Genomic DNA, 17,082 nt, shown 5'->3' on the forward strand with positions numbered 1-17,082 from the left:
GGCCGAGCGGGACAGGTCAGGCGTTCCTGGTGGCGATGCGTACGGCGAGGGTGACGAGGTCGTCGCCGCGCAGACCGGGGTAGCCGTGCAGTTTCTTGCGCCACTGTGCGGGGACGGCGCGTGCGCCCCAGCGGGCGCCGAGCAGTCCGCCAGCGATGGCGGCGGTGGTGTCGGTGTCACCGCCTGCGCGGACGCACTTCTCGAGTGCGGCGGCGAGTTGTCCTGGGCCGGACGGGTCGGTGTTGGTGATGGCCCACCATGCCGTTTGCAAGGCGTGCACTACCCAGCCGTTCTTCGGAAACAGTTGGGGCCGACCGGTTTCGGCCTCGTCGAGGCGCGGGAGCCAGTAGTCGGCGGCGGGGGAGGTCGCGGCGTATTCGCGGACGCCGTCGAAGGTGCCGTGCAGTACCGCGTGCCGGATGGCGTATGTCCAGATCTTGCATGCCTCGGTGGCGTGCTCGTCGTAGTGGGTGAGCATGCCGATGGCGCCCGCCATCCTGACGCATTCGTCCGCGTCGCGCAGGTAGGCGACGGCGACCGGCGCTGTCCGCATCAGCGAGCCGTTGCCGCCGGTCAGACCGGTCAGCGACATGGCGCGAGCCCACATATCCGCGGCGGATTGCGGACGCACCTCCAGCACCGTGCGGGTCTGGTTGCCGATGTCCTTCGGTCGTGAATCCCACCAGCGGACGAATCCGGCCGCGACGGCGTCGGGATCGATACCCGGTCCGGGTTCCGCGGCCAGCGCGACGGCCACCGCCATCGATGTGTCGTCGGTCCATTCGCCGGGCTCCCAGCGGAAGGCCCCGCCGCCGATCATATCGATCGCGAGATCCGGGTCCGGATTGGTGAATTCGTAGCCCGCCCCCAGTGCGTCACCCGCCGCTGTGCCGAGCAGTACGCCCGCGGCGCGGTCCAGCTGTGCGTCGTCCAGCATTGATTTCCCCTCCCATTTCCTGCCGCCGGCCGCCAATGTACCGCGTGCAACACTCGCTGCCGAGTTGCTGTGCTGCGCGATGCAACCACAACCGATAGCTAGGCTTGCGATCATGTCGATAACTGTGCAGGCCTCGGGGGCGACCGGACTCACGGCGGCCGAGGTCGAACAGCGCCGCCGCGACGGGCTCACCAACGACATCCCCGACCGAGCCAGCCGCTCGGTGCGAGATATCGTCCGGGCCAACGTCTTCACCAGGATCAACGCCATCCTCGGCGTGCTGTTCGTGCTGGTACTGGCCACCGGATCGATCGTGGACGGAATGTTCGGCCTGCTCATCATCGCGAACAGCGGGGTGGGCATCATTCAGGAGATCAGGGCGAAGCGGACCCTGGACCAGCTGGCCATCGTCAGCCAGGCCAAGCCGACGGTGCGCCGCGATGGCGCCGCGCGGGAGGTGCCGCCGAAGGAGGTGGTGCTCGACGACATCATCGAACTCGGGCCGGGCGACCAGATCGTCGTCGACGGCGTCATCGAGGAATCGGCGCAGCTCGAGGTGGATGAATCGCTGCTCACCGGTGAGGCCGACCCGATCGATAAGACCGTCGGCGCCACCGTGATGTCGGGTAGCTACGTGGTCTCCGGATCCGGTGCGTACCGCGCGACGAAGGTCGGCAAGGACGCGTACGCGGCCAAACTCGCCGATGAGGCGAGCAAATTCACGCTGGTGCATTCGGAACTGCGCACCGGTATCGACAAGATCCTGAAGTTCATCACCTACCTGCTGATACCCGCGGGTCTGCTGAGCATCTACAACCAGCTGTTCTCCAGCGGCGAGTCGTGGCGGCCCGCGCTCACCGGCATGATCGCCGCGCTGGTGCCGATGGTCCCCGAGGGGCTGGTGTTGATGACCTCGGTCGCGTTCGCGGTCGGCGTCGTGCGACTGGGGCGGCGCAAATGCCTCGTCCAGGAGTTGCCCGCGATCGAGGGCCTGGCCCGGGTCGACGTGGTGTGCGCGGACAAGACCGGCACGCTCACCGAGAACGGCATGCGGCTCAGCGAGATTCGCGCGCTCGGCGACGGCGATCCGGACCTCGCGCGAAAGGCGTTGGCCGCCATGGCCGCCGACGATCCTCGGCCCAATGCCAGCGTGCAGGCCATCGCGGAGGCGCTGCCGGACGGGCCGGGCTGGTCGCGCACCGCGAACGCGCCGTTCTCCTCGGCGAAGAAATGGAGCGGCGTCTCCTACGGCGACAACGGCAACTGGCTGCTCGGCGCGCCGGACGTGCTGCTCGACCCGGGCTCCGAAGATGCCCGTGTCGCAGAGGAATTGGGCTCCTCGGGACTGCGCATCCTGCTGCTGGCACGCGGTGACCGCCCGGTCGACGCGGCCGACGCGCCGGGCCGGGTGACACCGGCCGCGCTGGTGGTGCTGGAGCAGAAGGTGCGGCCCGATGCCGGTGACACGCTCGAATACTTTGCCCAGCAGAATGTTTCGATCAAGGTGATCTCGGGTGACAATGCCGTCTCGGTCGGCGCGGTAGCCTCGTCGCTGAACCTACCCGGCGGCGACCATGCGGTGGACGCGCGCGAATTGCCGGAGGACCAAAGCGAACTCGCGGATGTACTGGAGCGCGAGACCACCTTCGGCCGGGTGCGCCCGGACCAGAAGCGGGCCATGGTCGCCGCGCTCCAATCCCGCGGTCACACCGTGGCCATGACCGGTGACGGTGTGAACGACGTGCTGGCGCTGAAGGATTCGGATATCGGCGTGGCGATGGGTTCGGGCAGCCCGGCGACCAGGGCGGTGGCGCAGATCGTGTTGCTGGACAACAGGTTCGCCACGCTGCCGTATGTGGTGGGCGAGGGCCGCAGGGTGATCGGCAATATCGAGCGGGTCTCGAATCTGTTCCTCACCAAAACCGTCTATTCGGTATTGCTCGCGTTTCTGGTCGGCGCGGCGGGTGTCGGGTCGAAGATCTTCGGCTACGACCCGCTCGGCTATCCGTTCCTGCCGAGGCATGTGACGATCGCGGCCTGGTTCACCATCGGCATCCCGGCGTTCATCCTGTCGCTGGCGCCGAACAACGAGCGCGCCCGCAGCGGATTCGTTTCCCGCGTCATGCGTTTGGCGATTCCGTCGGGTGTGGTGATCGGCGTGTGCACGTTCGTCGCCTACCTGTTCGCCTATACCGGGAAGGACGCGACCGAGTCGGAGAAGGTGCAGGCGGGCACCACGGCACTGATCACCCTGATCATGATCGCGGTGTGGGTGCTTGCCATCGTGGCGCGGCCGTATGTGTGGTGGAAGGTCGTGCTGATCGGTGCGTCGGTGGCCGCGTATGTGTTCTTGTTCACGGTTCCGTTCACCAAACATTTCTTCAAACTGGATCCGTCGAACGCCGGGCTGACGGCGGCCGCATTCGCCTGTGGCGCTGTGGGAATCGTGTTGGTCGAGGTGGCGTGGTGGGTGGGCGCGCGCATCACCGGCGCGGAACGGCATCCCACACCGGGCGGTATGTGAGCAAACTCGCGTGCTCGTCCAGCAACTGGACAACTGACCCGGCACGCCGCGAGATGCCTTGTGCGAAGCGCTGATTCGGGGTTGGAGTACCTTCTCCCACTATGGAGGTACTGCTGCACCAGATCGACGCATTCGTCGATGGCCCCTTTTCGGGCAATCCGGCCGCGGTGATGCCGCTGCCGTCATGGCTGCCGGACGAGTTGCTGCAAAACCTGGCCGAGGAGAACAACCTCGCCGAAACCGCCTTCTACACCTCCCAATTACCGCCCGAGGCGGGCGGCCCGCCGGGTGACTGGCCCGCCTTCCACCTGCGCTGGTTCACCCCGACGGTCGAGGTGAACATGTGCGGTCACGCCACCATGGCGACGGCGGCGCAGGTGCTGGAGGATATCCACCCCGGCGCGGACCGGGTGAGCTTCTACACCCGCAGCGGCTGGTTGCACGTGGACCGCACCGACGACGACGAGTACGTGCTCGATCTGCCCGCGCTGGAATCGACCGAGGTGGAGCCGAATCCGCAGCTGGTCGCCGCGCTCGGGGTGCGCGCGGTGCGCGCCTACACCGGGTTCGACGAGGTGATCGTCCTCGGCACCGAGGCGGAAGTGCGTGCCGCACAACCGAATTACTCCGCTTTTCCGCCGATACCATTCGATGCGGTGATCACCGCGCCCGGCGACACCGTCGATTTCGTCTCCCGGGTCTTCGGGCCGGATCTCGGCGTTGTCGAGGATCCGGTCACCGGGTCGGCGCACGCCCAACTGGTTCCCCTGTGGGCCAAGGAATTCGGCCGTGCCGAACTGCTCGCGCGCCAGTTGTCCAGGCGCGGCGGAACCCTGCGCGGCGAACTGCACGGCGACCGGGTGCTGCTCATCGGGCGCTGCCGTCGCTACCTCGATGGCGTTGTGACGCTGCCGGATCAGGGTGGCGAGTAAGCCCAGCATCGCGTAGCCATTCGATGCGGGGTGGCGGTCGGGGATCAGTCCGGATCCGCCATCGGAAACAGGATGGGGCTCAACAGATATCGAGCCCTGTCCGGTGTGTACTCGTTGGCGAGCACCGGCAGGATGGCCTCGCGCATCCTGGTGACGAGAGTATTCAGCTCGTCGTCGTCGAGCCAGATGGCGTGCTGCCGGTAGCCGACGGAATCCTTTGCCGGATCGGCATTTTCGCTGTCGAGGTAGGCGTTGAACTCGGCGAGCAGGCCGGCCATCGCCGCCGGGAAACCGCGGCGGTGGTCCTCGGGGGTGAGCCGGGCCGCGGTTTCCTGGTCGATGCTCGCGCGGTCCTGGCGTAGCCGGTAGGTGCGCTCCACCGCGCCACGGACCCGCTGCTCCCCGGCGACCTCCAGCACCTCACCGCTGGTGAGCAGGTCGACGTGGCGGTACACCGTCGCCTTCGAAACATCCGGCAGGCGCGCGCAGAGCTGCGCGGTGGTGAGCATCCTTCCGCCGCGCAACGCATGCACGATGCGCAGGCGGACCGGGTGACCCAGCAGTTCCAAGATGTCCATTGTGCAACCTTCTCATACCTGCTACCTTTCTCAAATATGAGAAAGGTAGATAGTCCCGATAGCTTCACCGAACGCGATATCACCCTCGGCGACGGGGATCGACAGGTCGCCGGAACGTTGACCGTGCCGCGCGGCGCCGGACCGCATCCGGGTGTCGTATTGCTCAGCGGCGGTGCGCCTTTCGACCGCGACGAGACGTCGGGGCCGAATAAGCCGCTACGGGATCTGGCATGGGGACTGGCCGAGCAGGGCGTCGCCGTTGTGCGGTTCGACAAGGTCACCTACAACCGCCTCGAGCTGTATCAGCGCCCCGATTTCACGCCGACGCAGGAGTATGTGCCGCATGCGGTCGCGGCCGTGCGACTGCTTCGGAGCGAGGAAACCGTGGATCCCGCACGGGTTTTCGTCGCGGGCCACAGCATGGGCGGCAAGTTCGCGCCGCGCGTCGCCGCGACCGAACCGGCGGTGGCGGGCCTGGTGCTGCTCGCCGCAGACGCGGAACCGATGCAGCGCGCCGCCGTTCGTGTCTTCCGCTATTTCGCCGAAAAGGGGCTGCTCGGGATCACCGAGGACGCCGTGGCCGCGGTCGAACGGCAGGCCGCCGCGGTCGAGAGTCCGAACCTCTCGCCGTCGACACCGCCCGCCGAACTGCCGTTCGGCTATTCCGGTGGGTATTGGCTGGATCTGCGTGAGTACGACCAGGTTTCGACCGCGGCGGCGCTCGATCGGCCGATGCTTGTGCTGCAAGGCGAGCGGGACTATCAGGTCACCGTCGACACGGATCTCGCGCTATGGCGAAAGGGTCTCGCGCATCGCGACAACGTGACGTTTCGGGTGTACCCGGCCGATGATCACTGCTTCTATCCGGGTGAAGGTCCGTCGACCCCCGCCGACTACGAGTCGCCACATCAGGTCGATCCGGCGGTCATCGCGGATATCGCGCATTGGCTCAGGTCGGGTGAGCTTTGATCTCCTGATGAGTGATGAGCGGAAAAGCATCACCCATCGCATCACTGTTTGATGTAGAGTCTGATGCATGAGCAGGCGGACGACTTTGACATTGACTGATCGTGAGGAGGAGGCACTCGCGGTATTCGCAGATAAGCGGGGGCCGGAGTGGGTGTTGTTGCAGTTGATCGCCGCCGAGCTCGGTTATGAACTGACCGAAACATCATCGGAGGCAACAGTTTTGCGAGTGTTGATGGCGGCTGGACTGCAGCAACTTCGGGATCGGATTCTGGATCGCGGCTATGAGCAGATGGCGCGAATGATGGAGGAGGATGAGGAGTTCAAGGACTGGCCGGCGGAGTCGGCGGAATTCCTGCGTCAGTACGCGGAAGACGTCGATCGGGACATGCCCGCATGACGGCGCCGCTCCGTGGTCAGGTATACCGCGTTGATGTCGGTCATGGTCTCGAGCCGTGGCTGATCGTGTCGAACAATCGGCGTAACCGAACACTGTCGGATGTGCTGGCTGTCCGGATTTCGACGTCGAGCAAGCATGCGGAGTTGCCTACCTGGGTACCGCTCTCGGCCGCTGATCCGGTGGTCGGTTACATCGTGACCGACAATTTGGAACGAATACGGCGCAGTGTTCTCGGTCCCATTGTGGGGACTGCTGCGCCCTCGACAATTCTGGCAGTCAATGCTGCGCTCAAGACAGTCTTGTCCATTCCTTGACCGTGCGCGATCTACTGAAATCACTTATCCGGAACTGGGCCGTTATCGGGTCCCGGCGTGGCCGTCTCGGTCCATTCCGGCAGTAACGGAACGATCGCGAAGCGGTCCCAGACAGCATCGGCGGGGAGTGCCTGGACCGCGCGAATTCCGTTCTGTGCGGCCAACTCTCGCAGGCGGGGGAGTTGGCCGCGGACCACGAGCCCCGGGGTGCATGCGCAACCCGCCCGGAGGCGAGCCGCGGTGACGGCGACGGTTCGGTCGATGCGCTCGTTACCGCTCGGCGGGCGGACGGTCAGCAGGCTCGCCGCGGCATCCGCGGCGGCCACGGCGACCGCGTCACCCGCCGGGACCGGGATACCGAGCACCGGGGTTTGAACCCCGGGAATAGGGACGTGCTGGATGACCTCGGAGATCCGCAGGCCGCCGCTGTGCGCCGGAATCTGCTGCGGCGTCACATAATCGGTGAACGAGACCAGCGCCCAGTGCTCATCGGCGTCGGTGCCGTTCAGCGAATCCTTGGCCCGGACAAGGTAATCCGCGATCCGCTCACCGCGGTCCGGGCCGAGCCGGTCGGTGGACACGCCGCCGTTCTTGGGCGGTATGAGCACCCCGAGCAGCACGATGAGCACCACCAGCGCCGCGGCGCCGACACCGATGACGATGCGGCGCAGCGGATTCGTCCGAGGGGCCGACGGCTCCTCGGACGCCGCCAGTTCCTCAGGCATTGCGCAGCACGTCCAGCGCGTGCTCCAGATCCGCCGGATACTCGCTGGTGATCTCCAGATAACGCCCGTCGGCCGGATGCTGGAAGCCCAGCGAACGGGCATGCAGCCACTGCCGTTCCAGCCCCAGCCGCTCCGCCAGACGCGGATCCGCACCGTAGGTGAGATCGCCGCAGCACGGATGCCGGATCGCGGAGAAATGCACCCGGATCTGATGCGTCCGGCCGGTTTCCAGATGGATATCGAGCAGACTCGCCGACTGGAACGCCTCGACGGTGTCGTAATGGGTGATGCTCGGCCTGCCGTCGGCGGTGACCGCGAACTTCCAGTCGTTGCCCCGGGCCCGGCCGATCGGTGCATCGATGGTGCCGCTGCTCGGATCCGGATGTCCCTGCACCAGCGCGTGATACCGCTTATCGATGGTGCGCTGCTTGAACGCGCGCTTGAGCACCGTATACGCGTGTTCGGACTGCGCAACCACCATCACACCCGAGGTGCCGACATCGAGCCGGTGCACGATGCCCTGCCGCTCGTGCGCGCCCGAGGTGGAGATGCGGTAACCCATCGCCGCCAGACCGCCGACCACGGTCGGGCCCGACCAGCCGACGCCGGTGTGCGCGGCGACGCCGACCGGTTTGTCCACCGCGACGATATCGTCGTCGGCGTAGAGGATCTTCATACCCTCCACCGGGGTGGCCTCGATGGTCAACTCCCGCTTGGGTTCCGGGAATACGACCTCCAGCCAGGCGCCCGCGGCGAGCCGGTCGGATTTGCCCGCGGCGATGCCGTCGAGCTGCACCGAACCCTCCTCGGCGAGCGCGGCGACGGCGGTCCTGGACAGCCCGAGCAGCCGGGAGAGCCCGGCGTCGACGCGCATCCCGTCGAGCCCGTCGGGCACCGGCATGGTCCTGGTTTCCCTCACGCCTGCACCTCGCCAGCGGCCTCGCTCTTCTCGTCGCCGCGCCCGGTGCGGCTGCCATCCGGTTCGAAACCGAATACGGTCAGCGCGACGAGCAGGATCGCACCGCACACGATGGACGAGTCGGCCACATTGAACACCGGCCACCAGCCGACCGAGATGAAATCGACGACGTGCCCCTGCAGCGGGCCGGGCGCACGGAACAGCCGATCGATGAGATTGCCGAGCGCGCCGCCGAGCACCATGCCGAGCCCGACCGCCCACCACAGCGACCGCAGCCGCCGGGCGATCCTGATCACCCCGAACACCACCGCGGCCGCGATCAGCGTCAGCAGCCAGGTCATGCCGGTGGCCATGGAGAACGCCGCACCCGGATTGCGCACCAGGGTGAACCGCACCACGTCACCGATCAGATGAACCGGGTGCTGTGGCGTCAGCCGCGCGACGGCGATCGTCTTGGTGAGCAGGTCGAGGCCGAGCAGCACGGCGGCAACGATCAACAGAATGGGCAGCCGCTTAGGCGGCTGCGCCGTCTCCACGGCGGGTTCGACGGTGTTCTCCTCGGGCGGCCGGTCGTCACTCACACCCACCATCATCGCTCGAGCGGCGTGGGTCATCCCGCGGTGGTCGCCCGCATGTCCCAGGTGTTACTCAGGAACCGGTCGTAATCTGTGAGCCGTGACGGTGTTGTCTTCCCTCCACACACCCCGGAAAACCCGTTCCGGGGTGCTCATGATCGTGCTGGCGCTCGGGCTGTCGGCCTTCGGCGCGGGCTGCGGCGACGGGAGCGAGGCGCGGACGTCGAGCGACAGCACCGAACCGCTCGGCGTCGGCAAGGAAGTGACAGTACCGATTTCGGTGGCGGTGGCGACCGTGGTGCAACCGGGCGACGAACCGCGCGAGCTGCTGCGGCCGCGCTATCCGGAGGGCACGGTGCAGCAGGTGACGCTGCGCACCGACCACAAGATCTCCCAGCAGATCAACGATCAACCGGTACAGGATTATTCGACGCCCGCGCTCACCATCCCGATGACGGCCAAGGCGGGCGCCGACGGCGTCGACTGCACCCTCGGTGCGGTCTCGACGCCGGATCCGTCGCTGAACAAGGCGTTGACCGCCGCCGACGGCTCGCGGGCCGGCTTCGATATGAGCGAGCTCGGCGCCATCACCGCGCTACGTCTGGCACCGAATCCGGATACCTCGAATTCCGCGCGTGCCGCCCTGGAACAGGCCTTCTACCAAGCGGTTTACCAGTCGATCGCGTTCCCGGACGAACCGCTCGGCGAGGGTGCGGTGTGGACGGTGCGCCAGGAGGTGTCCGGCGGTGTGACCCTCGACCAGGTGACCACCGCGACGCTCACCAAGCGCGACGGCGACCGGTTGACCATCGAACTGAATGTCACACAGAAGCCGAAGTCCGCCGTGTGGAATCTGCCGAACAATGCGGGCGTGCTGGATATCAACGACTACGTGATGCAGGGCAGCGGCACCATCATCGTGGATCTCGGCCTGCCGCTGCCGATTTCCGGGTCGATCACCGTTGGCGGCCACCAGTCCTACCGGGATCCGCAGAGCGCCGCGGTGCTGCAGCAGACGATCGACACGCAGGTGACGTGGAACGAGTAGCCCGCGCCTGCGGTGTGCTGCTCGTCGCGCTCACGCTGGCCGCATGCGGTGGTAAGCAGCAGGCGGATCAGGTGAAACTGCCGCCCGTCGGTCCCGCGGTGCCCGCGGCGACGGCATCCGGCCTGCCGATCGGCGATTCGGAGCGGCTGCGCGGCCTGCTGCTCGGCGTCACCGATCTACCGCCCTCGTTCACGGCGCTGCCCGACCCGAATTCCGATCTCTCGCTCGGCGGTCTGGCGCCGACCACACCCGCCGAATGCGCGAAGGTGCTCTCGCCCTTGGCGAGTCAGACCTCCGGTGCGCTGGCGCATGCGGCGGTCCAATATATGGGGCCCGATTTCGCCGGAATCGATATCGACGCCGCGAGCTATTCGAACGAACTGGTAGGCCAGGCCTTTTCGCAGGTGCAGGCGGTGATCGCGCGCTGCACACGCTATTCGGGTACCGACGGCAACAAACCCATCGACTACCGGATCGGCGGGCTCACCCAACCGTCGGCCGGTGACGCGGTGACCGGATTCCAGGTGCGTTCGGTCAGCGACGATGTGGCACTCACCTCATCGGTGGCGATCGTGCAGGTCGGAGCCACGCTGACCCAAATCGTCGTGTCCGCGCGGCAACCGCTCGATCCCGGAGTGCTCGCCGATCTGACGGCGGCGCAGGTACGTAAGCTGCGCGGGTTCGCCGGGCCATAGGGCGCGTCATCGAAGTCCCATCCGGCGCCTCCGCGGTCCAGCTCGACGCCTGGCCGCGTTGTCGTCGTCGCCGATACAACCCCGGTATCGGCTCCTCCTCCGCCTTGCCAGGCGACGAGCTGGACCGCGGATGCATCCGGCTGGACTTCGGGGACGCGCCCTGGTCAGCCCGCGACGATCGAATCGCCCTGGACGCGTACGGGTTTCGCGGCGAGCGGCTTCGGGGCCGGGCCGTTCGCGACGGATCCGTCCAGGTGGTATCTGCTGCCGTGACACGGGCAGTTGATGGTGCCGTCGGTCACCGCGTTCACCTTGCAGCCCATATGTGTGCAGGTGGTGGACAGTCCGACGAACTTGCCCGCGGTGGGTTGGGTGATCACGGTGTCGCCCTTGATGATTCCGCCGCCGACCGGAACGTCGGCGGTTTTGGCGAGTGCGTTGTCGCCCGGCTGGGCGACGGGGGAGGTCGCGGGAGCGGTGGCCGGGGTGTCGTTTTTGCCGTAGGTAGTGCACGCGGTGAGCGCGGCGGCCGCGGCCACCGCGCCGGCGCCCGCCACCACGGCGGTGCGGCGATTCATGGTCGGGTCGACTGTCATCGTTATTTGCTCCGATCAGAAGGTGAGGCCGTTGTGTTCGAAGAACCAGGCGGCAGAGCTGAGCCAGATGCCGGTGAGCCCGGCGAGCACCAGCCCGCCCGCGACCGGGACGACCCAGCCGGGCAGGCGCCCGCGGGTGAGCAGCAGCATTTTGGCGACGAACGCGCCGTAGAAGAAGCAGCCGAACAGCGAGTGGAGTAGGACGCGCGGGTTGTAATCCTGAAAACCCAAGGCGTACAGGCAATGTATCGCGACGGGCACGCTGATCAGCACAGCGAGCCGTCCGGTCCACACGTGTGCGGCGCCGATCCAGGACGGTGCGCGGAAGTTCGGGATCCTGCCGTAAATCGCCAGGGCGGAGGCCAATTGGGCGAGGCCGAGTACGAGAACCGCGGTGGCGAGCCAGGTTTTGACCGCGAGCGGGCTGGAGAAACCCGCGAGGTTGATCGAGAAGTACCGTGGCTCATGGACTTTCGCGTAGACGCCGAGCGCGACCGCGGCGGCGGCGCCGATGAGCACCGGGATGACGATCGCCAGGGCCGAAATGTTGTTCCGGGCCGTTGGTGCGTTGCGGTCAACCGACACTGTCACCACCACTTACTTTTGTCGCGGTTATCTTGTGGCCGTTGATGATCGCCGTGCCGTCCGGGGCGAGTACGGGTGCCGGGGATGTGCCGCCGTCCGCGGTGCGCTGGACACCGGTGACCCGGCCGTTCGCGTCGACGATCCAGCTCTGCCGGGAATTGTCGGTGCGGTTGACGTACAGCCCGGCGGGGGAATTGACTGGCGCCGCAGTGAAATCCCATTGCTTCCCGGCGAGGGCGAGTATCCCGTGTACGGCGGTGCCGTCGTAGCTGCCGTAGAGTTTCGCGTTGTTCCAACCGGTCAGGTGCACGGCGCCGTTGGTCGCGCCGCCCTGTAGCCAGGATTCGACGGTTTTGCCGTCGCAGACGTAGGCGGTGACCTTGTCGTCCTTCACCGCGATCGAGACGGTCAGCGGTGCTCCGGTCGTGGTGCCGACATAATCGGCCTTGGCGGGGAACGGGATCGCGGCCGGAGTGGTGGGCGGGATGCTGGTCGCGGGTGCTGCCGCGGTGGTCGTCGGCGCGGCGGTCGAAGGCGCGTACGGGTTCGCCGCGGGCGTCGGCGTGTCCTTCGACATGTCGACGGCCAGCAGGATCGCACCGAACAGCACCACTGCCGCGAGTGTCAGCAGTGGTCCGAGACGTTTCATACAGGTCTCCCTCGATGGGCGGCCGTCGATGGCTCAGGCATTACGCATTGTGTACGGGGAAATATGACCCGCCGGTTCAATCGCGTGTTCGCGGCGTGGCGTGTCGGGCTGCTTCAACCGGCTTCGGCCGCGGCTACCGCACGATACGATTTGCCATCGAACGAGAGGGGGAGTCGTGAATTATCCACTCGGCCACGGTATATATCCACCGCCCGGCCCACCGGTGAACGGGCAGCCGGGTTTTCTTCAACCCCAAGGCTTTTCGGTTCAGATGGCGCCGGTCCAGCCGAGCGGTGTCACCGCGAAGGCCGCCGGTTATCTCGGTCTGCTGGTGATGGCCTTCGCGGTGGTGGGCGCGGTCATGACGGCGAATGCGACGGATGCGCTGCGCACGGCCGCGATCGACGCGGGCCAGGAGATCGCGGACCGAACCGCCCGGACCCTGTACACCATCGCGATCGTGGAGGCCGTATTCGGCATGCTGTGGTTTGTGGGCTCGATGCTGCTGCTGAGCCGCAGGTCCGGCGGCCGCCTGCTGCTGGTCGTGCTGTCGTGCGTGGGCTGCGTCGGCTGTGTCATCGGCATGATCGGCGGCTCGCGCGACGGGGTTTCGGTCAGCCCGGCCGTTGGGATTCCCGGCCTGGCCCTGCTGTTGTTGATCTTGATCTTCGCATTGTCGTCGTCGACCACCCGATGGCTGTCGGCCGCCCCGCGAGCGGTCCACGCCCCACCCGCCCAATACCAGCCGCCCCAGTATCCGCAATACCCTCGGTAGCGGAGGTGAAATTATGCCGCAACTACTACAGACGGTGCTGGATACTACCGACGCGCGAGAACTCGCCGAGTTCTACCGGCAATTACTGGATTTGGTCTACCGGCCCGGTGACGAGCCGCCGCAACCGGGGCATGACGACATACGCGGCCGTGACTGGCTGGTGTTGACAACCCGAGATGGATTGCGACGGTTGGCCTTTCAGCAGGTCGATCATCTTCCGTCGAGCACTTGGCCGGATAACGAAGTGCCGCAACAGCTTCACCTCGATATGACGGTGGGTTCGCGGGCGGAACTCGATGCCGAGCACGGCCGGGTCCTGGAGTTGGGCGGCCGTCTGCGCTGTGACCGCGGCGACGATCCCGACGAGCCGCTACGCGTGTACGCCGATCCGGCGGGCCATCCGTTCTGTCTCTTCGTCGGCTGACTCACCAACTGTCGTCATCATCGTCATCGTCGAACAGGTCGCCCGCGATGTCCTCGATGGCGCCCGCCGCGAGCATGCCGCCGCCGACACCGAGCGCGATTTGGGCTGCGCCGGTGAGGAAGTCGCCGCCGGAGCGACGGGGCGGAGCGGCGGCGGGTGCGGGCTGGCGCTGCGCGGACTGCTGTAGCTGGGCCACCTGCTGCTGGAGCTGGCCGATCGCCTGCTCCTGCCCGATCAACAGCTGCGCCATCGCGTAGAGCGCCCCAGGCGTCTGCTGGACTCGCTGCTGAATCAGCGCCTCCACCTGTGGGTTTCGCGGGCCGGACTGCGCGGCGTGCTGGGCGACCTTCTGGAAAAGCGCATCGATAGCCTGTTGCTCTTGTGGGTTCGTCATACAGCCGTTTATACCGCCGGATCCGCTCGGCGTCCTGGCCGCAGGACAGCACGGCTAGCACGCGCGATGTGGTTCGGTCATCCGGTGTGCGAGCAGGAAACGCATGAGGTCGCGCTGGATTTCGATACCGATCTCGTCCTGTACCAACCGAGCTCCGTACACGTGTTCGGCGAGTATCGGCGTGGTGAATTCCGCTATAGCGCAACCTTTTCGGCTGTCGTAATGCTCGATCTGCAACGGCTGCGGGCTGCCCGGCGCCAGCGGGCGGGTTTCGGTGCCGGTCGGCTGGGTCGGTGCGGAGCCCGGATCGGCGAGATTGTCGGCGGCAAGCCACTGTTCGATATTCACCCGCCCGATGACGTAGTTGCTCATCTCGTCGAACAGGGTTTGCAGAAAGTATGCGGGGACCGGTCGTGCGCGCTCGCCCATGGCGTCGACGACGACCTGACCGCCGCCCTGTTTCAGGAAGGGAGCACCCGCCATCGGTGCGATCGCCGCGTACAGGTCGGGATAGAGCGCGCCCATATTGGTGGTCATGGCCCCGCCCGCGGAGTATCCGCCCAGGTAGATTCGGGTTCGGTCGAGCCGCAATTCGTCGGCGAGCGCGGTGGTGATTCCAGCGATGATCGCCGGTTCGCCCTGATCGCGCCGCGTGTTCTCCGGTTTGTCCCAACCCCAGCAGCCGTTCTCGGCCACCGCGTTGTCCTGAAGCGGGTAGGCGAGGACGAAACCCATTTCGTCGGCGACGCGGGTGAGCGAGAATCCGCTGGGCTCCGGGGCGGAGAGGGGATCGTCGCAGCCGTGCAGATAGACCATCAAGGGTTTGCCCGCGGTGTCGCCGGGCGGTAGATAGAGGTGGTAGCACCTGGTGCCCGCGGCGTTGGTGAAGCAGCGCTTGTCCACTCGGGCATCGGCCGTCGGCGCCCAGACCGTGATGGTGACGAGGGCGGCGACGACGGCGAGCACGCGCCCCGGGTTGATTCGCACGGGTCGAATGCTAGCGATTCTCAGCGTATTTCGATGCGATGAACCCGGCCCGGTATCGCCATTCGGGCCGGGTTCATCGCGGGTGCGGGATCACCCGCGGGCGATGGCCTCGAAAACCTTGGGGTCCACCAGGGTTGAGGTGTCGCCGAGTTCGCGTCCTTCGGCGACGTCGCGCAGTAGGCGGCGCATGATTTTGCCGCTGCGGGTTTTGGGGAGTTCGGGGACGATGTGGATTTCGCGGGGTTTGGCGATGGGGCTGATGTCGCGGGAGACCTGTGCTTTGAGTTCGTCGATGAGTGCGGTGCCGGTGTTGGTGGTTTCGGCGGTGAGGATGACGAAGGCGACGATGCCCTGTCCGGTGGTGGGGTCGCTGGCGCCGACGACGGCGGCTTCGGCGACGCCGGTGTGTCCGACGAGTGCGGATTCGACCTCGGCGGTGGAGATGCGGTGGCCGGATACGTTCATCACGTCGTCCACCCGGCCCAGCAGCCAGAGTGCGCCATCCGTATCGAGTTTCGCGCCGTCGCCCGCGAAATACCAACCGGTGGCGGCGAAGCGCTCCCAGTAGGTCTCGTGGAAGCGGCGCATATCGCCCCAGATGCCGCGCAGCATCGACGGCCACGGCCGGTCGAGTACGAGCAGACCCGAACCGCCGGCGGGGAGTTCGCCGCCGTCCTCGTCGACTATCCGGGCCGAGATGCCGGGCAGCGGTGCCATGGCCGCGCCGGGTTTGGCGGCGGTGACGCCGGGCAGCGGGGAGATCATGATCGCGCCGGTCTCGGTCTGCCACCAGGTGTCCACGATCGGGGTTCGGTTGCCGCCGATCACCTCCCGGTACCAGCGCCAGGCTTCAGGGTTGATCGGCTCGCCGACCGAGCCGAGGAGACGCAGCGAGGACAGGTCGTGTGCGTCCGGAATCTCCCTGCCCCACTTCATGAACGTTCGGACGAGCGTCGGCGCGGTGTAATAGATTGTGACGCCGTACTTTTCGATGATCTCGAAATGCCGGTGCTCATTCGGGGAATTAGGTGTCCCCTCGTAGACCACCTGCGTCGTCCGGTTGGCCAGCGGTCCGTAGACGATGTAGCTGTGCCCGGTGACCCAGCCGATATCGGCGGTGCACCAGTAGACATCTTGTCCCGCTTTGTGATCGAAGACGTAGTGATGGGTGTAAGCGGCCTGGGTCAGGTAACCACCCGAGGTGTGCAGGATGCCCTTCGGCTTACCGGTGGTCCCGGAGGTATAGAGGATGAACAGCGGGTGTTCGGCATCGAATGCCTCGGCCTCGTGCGTAGCGGAGGCCTCGGCCACCGTCTCGTGCCACCACAGATCGCGGCCCTCGGTCCATGGCACCTCGATACCGGTGCGCCGCACCACGAGAACGTGCTCTACCGGCGAACCGGGTTCTCGCAGTGCGGCATCCACTGCGGCTTTCAGTGGTGCGGGGGTGCCGCGTCGCCATTGGCCGTCGGTGGTGATGACCAGGCGGGCCTGGGCGTCGTCGACGCGTTGGCGCAGGGCGGTGGGGGAGAATCCGGCGAAGACCACCGAATGGGTCAGTCCCAGTCGGGCGCAGGCCAGCATCGCCACGATCGCCTCGGGCACCATCGGCATATAGATCGCGACCCGGTCGCCGGCGTGCAGGCCGAGTTCGGTCAGGTAGTTCGCCGCCCGCGAAACCTCGTGCAGCAGTTGGGTGTAGGTGATGTCGCGGGAATCGCCGGGTTCGCCCTCCCAGTGGATGGCGACCTGATCGCCGTGCCCGTCGAGCACGTGCCGGTCCACACAGTTGTAGGCGACGTTGAGTTTGCCGTCGACGAACCACCGCGCCACCGGCGCCCCGGACCAGTCCAGCACCCGCGACCACGGCTGATGCCAATGCAACCGGCCCGCCTGCTCTGCCCAGAACGCATCACGATCGGCGGCCGCGCGATCGTACAGCGCCGCATCGGCATTGGCGTGCGCGGCGAATTCGGCGCTCGGCGGATAGGTGGCCGGGGCGGTGGTGCTGGTCAACGCGATTTCCTCCTGCTATCGAAAGGTCAAGGGTGACAACTTG

20 protein-coding genes are annotated in these 17,082 nt (G+C 66.7%); 9 read left to right on the forward strand and 11 right to left on the reverse strand.

What is annotated here, in order from left to right:
• Window positions 1-16 precede the first annotated feature (16 nt).
• Entirely contained in the window at window positions 17-937 is a 921-nt protein-coding gene (locus F5544_RS15585) for an ADP-ribosylglycohydrolase family protein (RefSeq protein WP_167473862.1), read from the reverse strand.
• Window positions 938-1,049: 112 nt separating this feature from the next.
• On the opposite strand from F5544_RS15585, the gene F5544_RS15590 reads away from it, so the two are divergent.
• Window positions 1,050-3,461: a cation-translocating P-type ATPase gene (locus F5544_RS15590; protein ID WP_167473863.1), complete on the forward strand. Its 2,412-nt coding sequence runs from the start codon at window positions 1,050-1,052 to the stop codon at window positions 3,459-3,461.
• Between the two features lie 101 nt (window positions 3,462-3,562).
• Window positions 3,563-4,393, forward strand: a complete 831-nt coding sequence (locus F5544_RS15595; protein WP_167473864.1) for a PhzF family phenazine biosynthesis protein — start codon at window positions 3,563-3,565, stop codon at window positions 4,391-4,393.
• Window positions 4,394-4,437: 44 nt separating this feature from the next.
• Here the strand turns inward: F5544_RS15595 and F5544_RS15600 are convergent, their stop codons facing one another.
• Complete coding sequence (locus F5544_RS15600; protein WP_167473865.1) at window positions 4,438-4,971, reverse strand: helix-turn-helix domain-containing protein; 534 nt, start codon at window positions 4,969-4,971, stop codon at window positions 4,438-4,440.
• Between the two features lie 36 nt (window positions 4,972-5,007).
• On the opposite strand from F5544_RS15600, the gene F5544_RS15605 reads away from it, so the two are divergent.
• The 3 genes from F5544_RS15605 (at window position 5,008) to F5544_RS15615 (ending at window position 6,651) form a co-directional block, all read left to right on the forward strand.
• Window positions 5,008-5,940: an alpha/beta hydrolase family protein gene (locus tag F5544_RS15605; RefSeq protein ID WP_203217564.1), complete on the forward strand. Its 933-nt coding sequence runs from the start codon at window positions 5,008-5,010 to the stop codon at window positions 5,938-5,940.
• A gap of 67 nt (window positions 5,941-6,007) precedes the next feature.
• The gene (locus F5544_RS15610; RefSeq protein ID WP_167473867.1) at window positions 6,008-6,337 is read left to right on the forward strand and encodes a hypothetical protein; all 330 of its coding nucleotides are present in this window, start codon (window positions 6,008-6,010) and stop codon (window positions 6,335-6,337) included.
• Window positions 6,334-6,651 carry a type II toxin-antitoxin system PemK/MazF family toxin gene (locus F5544_RS15615; RefSeq protein ID WP_167473868.1) on the forward strand — a complete coding sequence of 106 codons (318 nt, stop codon included), beginning with the start codon at window positions 6,334-6,336 and terminating at the stop codon, window positions 6,649-6,651. Before F5544_RS15610 ends, F5544_RS15615 begins: the two co-directional genes overlap by 4 nt.
• A 20-nt stretch (window positions 6,652-6,671) precedes the next feature.
• Here F5544_RS15615 and F5544_RS15620 read toward each other — a convergent pair whose 3' ends face one another.
• From F5544_RS15620 to lspA, 3 genes are read right to left on the reverse strand one after another with little or no spacing between them, the layout of a single operon-like run.
• Window positions 6,672-7,376: a hypothetical protein gene (locus F5544_RS15620; protein WP_238847260.1), complete on the reverse strand. Its 705-nt coding sequence runs from the start codon at window positions 7,374-7,376 to the stop codon at window positions 6,672-6,674.
• On the reverse strand, window positions 7,369-8,295 hold the full coding sequence (locus tag F5544_RS15625; protein ID WP_167473869.1) for an RluA family pseudouridine synthase: 927 nt from the start codon (window positions 8,293-8,295) through the stop codon (window positions 7,369-7,371). Before F5544_RS15625 ends, F5544_RS15620 begins: the two co-directional genes overlap by 8 nt.
• Window positions 8,292-8,885 (reverse strand): signal peptidase II, encoded by a 594-nt coding sequence (lspA, locus tag F5544_RS15630; RefSeq protein ID WP_238847455.1) that lies wholly within the window; start codon window positions 8,883-8,885, stop codon window positions 8,292-8,294. The genes F5544_RS15625 and lspA overlap by 4 nt, the downstream gene beginning before the upstream one ends.
• A gap of 139 nt (window positions 8,886-9,024) precedes the next feature.
• Between lspA and F5544_RS15635 the strand changes: the two genes are divergently transcribed.
• Window positions 9,025-9,918 carry a hypothetical protein gene (locus F5544_RS15635; protein ID WP_174867599.1) on the forward strand — a complete coding sequence of 298 codons (894 nt, stop codon included), beginning with the start codon at window positions 9,025-9,027 and terminating at the stop codon, window positions 9,916-9,918.
• Window positions 9,906-10,613, forward strand: coding sequence for a hypothetical protein (locus tag F5544_RS15640; RefSeq protein WP_167473870.1), 708 nt, complete (start codon window positions 9,906-9,908; stop codon window positions 10,611-10,613). Before F5544_RS15635 ends, F5544_RS15640 begins: the two co-directional genes overlap by 13 nt.
• Before the next feature lie 164 nt (window positions 10,614-10,777).
• On the opposite strand, the gene F5544_RS15645 is transcribed toward F5544_RS15640, so the two are convergent.
• From F5544_RS15645 to F5544_RS15655, 3 genes are read right to left on the reverse strand one after another with little or no spacing between them, the layout of a single operon-like run.
• The gene (locus F5544_RS15645) at window positions 10,778-11,209 is read right to left on the reverse strand and encodes a ubiquinol-cytochrome c reductase iron-sulfur subunit (RefSeq protein ID WP_167473871.1); all 432 of its coding nucleotides are present in this window, start codon (window positions 11,207-11,209) and stop codon (window positions 10,778-10,780) included.
• Window positions 11,210-11,224: 15 nt separating this feature from the next.
• Entirely contained in the window at window positions 11,225-11,800 is a 576-nt protein-coding gene (locus tag F5544_RS15650) for a DUF6529 family protein (RefSeq protein ID WP_428847145.1), read from the reverse strand.
• On the reverse strand, window positions 11,784-12,443 hold the full coding sequence (locus tag F5544_RS15655) for a hypothetical protein (RefSeq protein WP_167473872.1): 660 nt from the start codon (window positions 12,441-12,443) through the stop codon (window positions 11,784-11,786). Before F5544_RS15655 ends, F5544_RS15650 begins: the two co-directional genes overlap by 17 nt.
• A 271-nt stretch (window positions 12,444-12,714) precedes the next feature.
• On the opposite strand from F5544_RS15655, the gene F5544_RS15660 reads away from it, so the two are divergent.
• Together F5544_RS15660 and F5544_RS15665 are read left to right on the forward strand one after the other, a co-directional pair.
• Window positions 12,715-13,218 carry a hypothetical protein gene (locus tag F5544_RS15660; protein WP_167473873.1) on the forward strand — a complete coding sequence of 168 codons (504 nt, stop codon included), beginning with the start codon at window positions 12,715-12,717 and terminating at the stop codon, window positions 13,216-13,218.
• A gap of 13 nt (window positions 13,219-13,231) precedes the next feature.
• The gene (locus F5544_RS15665; protein ID WP_167473874.1) at window positions 13,232-13,642 is read left to right on the forward strand and encodes a VOC family protein; all 411 of its coding nucleotides are present in this window, start codon (window positions 13,232-13,234) and stop codon (window positions 13,640-13,642) included.
• A gap of 1 nt (window position 13,643) precedes the next feature.
• Here F5544_RS15665 and F5544_RS15670 read toward each other — a convergent pair whose 3' ends face one another.
• The 3 genes from F5544_RS15670 to acs form a co-directional block, all read right to left on the reverse strand.
• Window positions 13,644-14,036: a DUF2076 family protein gene (locus F5544_RS15670; RefSeq protein ID WP_167473875.1), complete on the reverse strand. Its 393-nt coding sequence runs from the start codon at window positions 14,034-14,036 to the stop codon at window positions 13,644-13,646.
• Window positions 14,037-14,090: 54 nt separating this feature from the next.
• Entirely contained in the window at window positions 14,091-15,023 is a 933-nt protein-coding gene (locus tag F5544_RS15675) for an extracellular catalytic domain type 1 short-chain-length polyhydroxyalkanoate depolymerase (RefSeq protein WP_167473876.1), read from the reverse strand.
• A 90-nt stretch (window positions 15,024-15,113) separates the two neighbouring features.
• Entirely contained in the window at window positions 15,114-17,039 is a 1,926-nt protein-coding gene (acs, locus tag F5544_RS15680; protein WP_167473877.1) for an acetate--CoA ligase, read from the reverse strand.
• Between the last annotated feature and the right edge of the window lie 43 nt (window positions 17,040-17,082).

This window comes from Nocardia arthritidis (assembly GCF_011801145.1).
Lineage (GTDB): Bacteria > Actinomycetota > Actinomycetes > Mycobacteriales > Mycobacteriaceae > Nocardia > Nocardia arthritidis_A.

What these genes read in the sequence shown, in the direction of transcription:
- F5544_RS15585 (WP_167473862.1), bottom strand. Translation starts at nt 937, where the DNA reads ATGCTGGACGACGCACAGCTGGACCGCGCCGCGGGCGTACTGCTCGGC.
- F5544_RS15595 (WP_167473864.1), top strand. Translation starts at nt 3,563, where the DNA reads ATGGAGGTACTGCTGCACCAGATCGACGCATTCGTCGATGGCCCCTTT.
- F5544_RS15600 (WP_167473865.1), bottom strand. Translation starts at nt 4,971, where the DNA reads ATGGACATCTTGGAACTGCTGGGTCACCCGGTCCGCCTGCGCATCGTG.
- F5544_RS15635 (WP_174867599.1), top strand. Translation starts at nt 9,025, where the DNA reads ATGATCGTGCTGGCGCTCGGGCTGTCGGCCTTCGGCGCGGGCTGCGGC.
- F5544_RS15590 (WP_167473863.1), top strand. Translation starts at nt 1,050, where the DNA reads ATGTCGATAACTGTGCAGGCCTCGGGGGCGACCGGACTCACGGCGGCC.
- F5544_RS15605 (WP_203217564.1), top strand. Translation starts at nt 5,008, where the DNA reads ATGAGAAAGGTAGATAGTCCCGATAGCTTCACCGAACGCGATATCACC.
- F5544_RS15615 (WP_167473868.1), top strand. Translation starts at nt 6,334, where the DNA reads ATGACGGCGCCGCTCCGTGGTCAGGTATACCGCGTTGATGTCGGTCAT.
- F5544_RS15670 (WP_167473875.1), bottom strand. Translation starts at nt 14,036, where the DNA reads ATGACGAACCCACAAGAGCAACAGGCTATCGATGCGCTTTTCCAGAAG.
- F5544_RS15610 (WP_167473867.1), top strand. Translation starts at nt 6,008, where the DNA reads ATGAGCAGGCGGACGACTTTGACATTGACTGATCGTGAGGAGGAGGCA.
- F5544_RS15655 (WP_167473872.1), bottom strand. Translation starts at nt 12,443, where the DNA reads ATGAAACGTCTCGGACCACTGCTGACACTCGCGGCAGTGGTGCTGTTC.
- F5544_RS15620 (WP_238847260.1), bottom strand. Translation starts at nt 7,376, where the DNA reads ATGCCTGAGGAACTGGCGGCGTCCGAGGAGCCGTCGGCCCCTCGGACG.
- F5544_RS15645 (WP_167473871.1), bottom strand. Translation starts at nt 11,209, where the DNA reads ATGACAGTCGACCCGACCATGAATCGCCGCACCGCCGTGGTGGCGGGC.
- F5544_RS15660 (WP_167473873.1), top strand. Translation starts at nt 12,715, where the DNA reads ATGGCGCCGGTCCAGCCGAGCGGTGTCACCGCGAAGGCCGCCGGTTAT.
- lspA (WP_238847455.1), bottom strand. Translation starts at nt 8,885, where the DNA reads ATGGTGGGTGTGAGTGACGACCGGCCGCCCGAGGAGAACACCGTCGAA.
- F5544_RS15665 (WP_167473874.1), top strand. Translation starts at nt 13,232, where the DNA reads ATGCCGCAACTACTACAGACGGTGCTGGATACTACCGACGCGCGAGAA.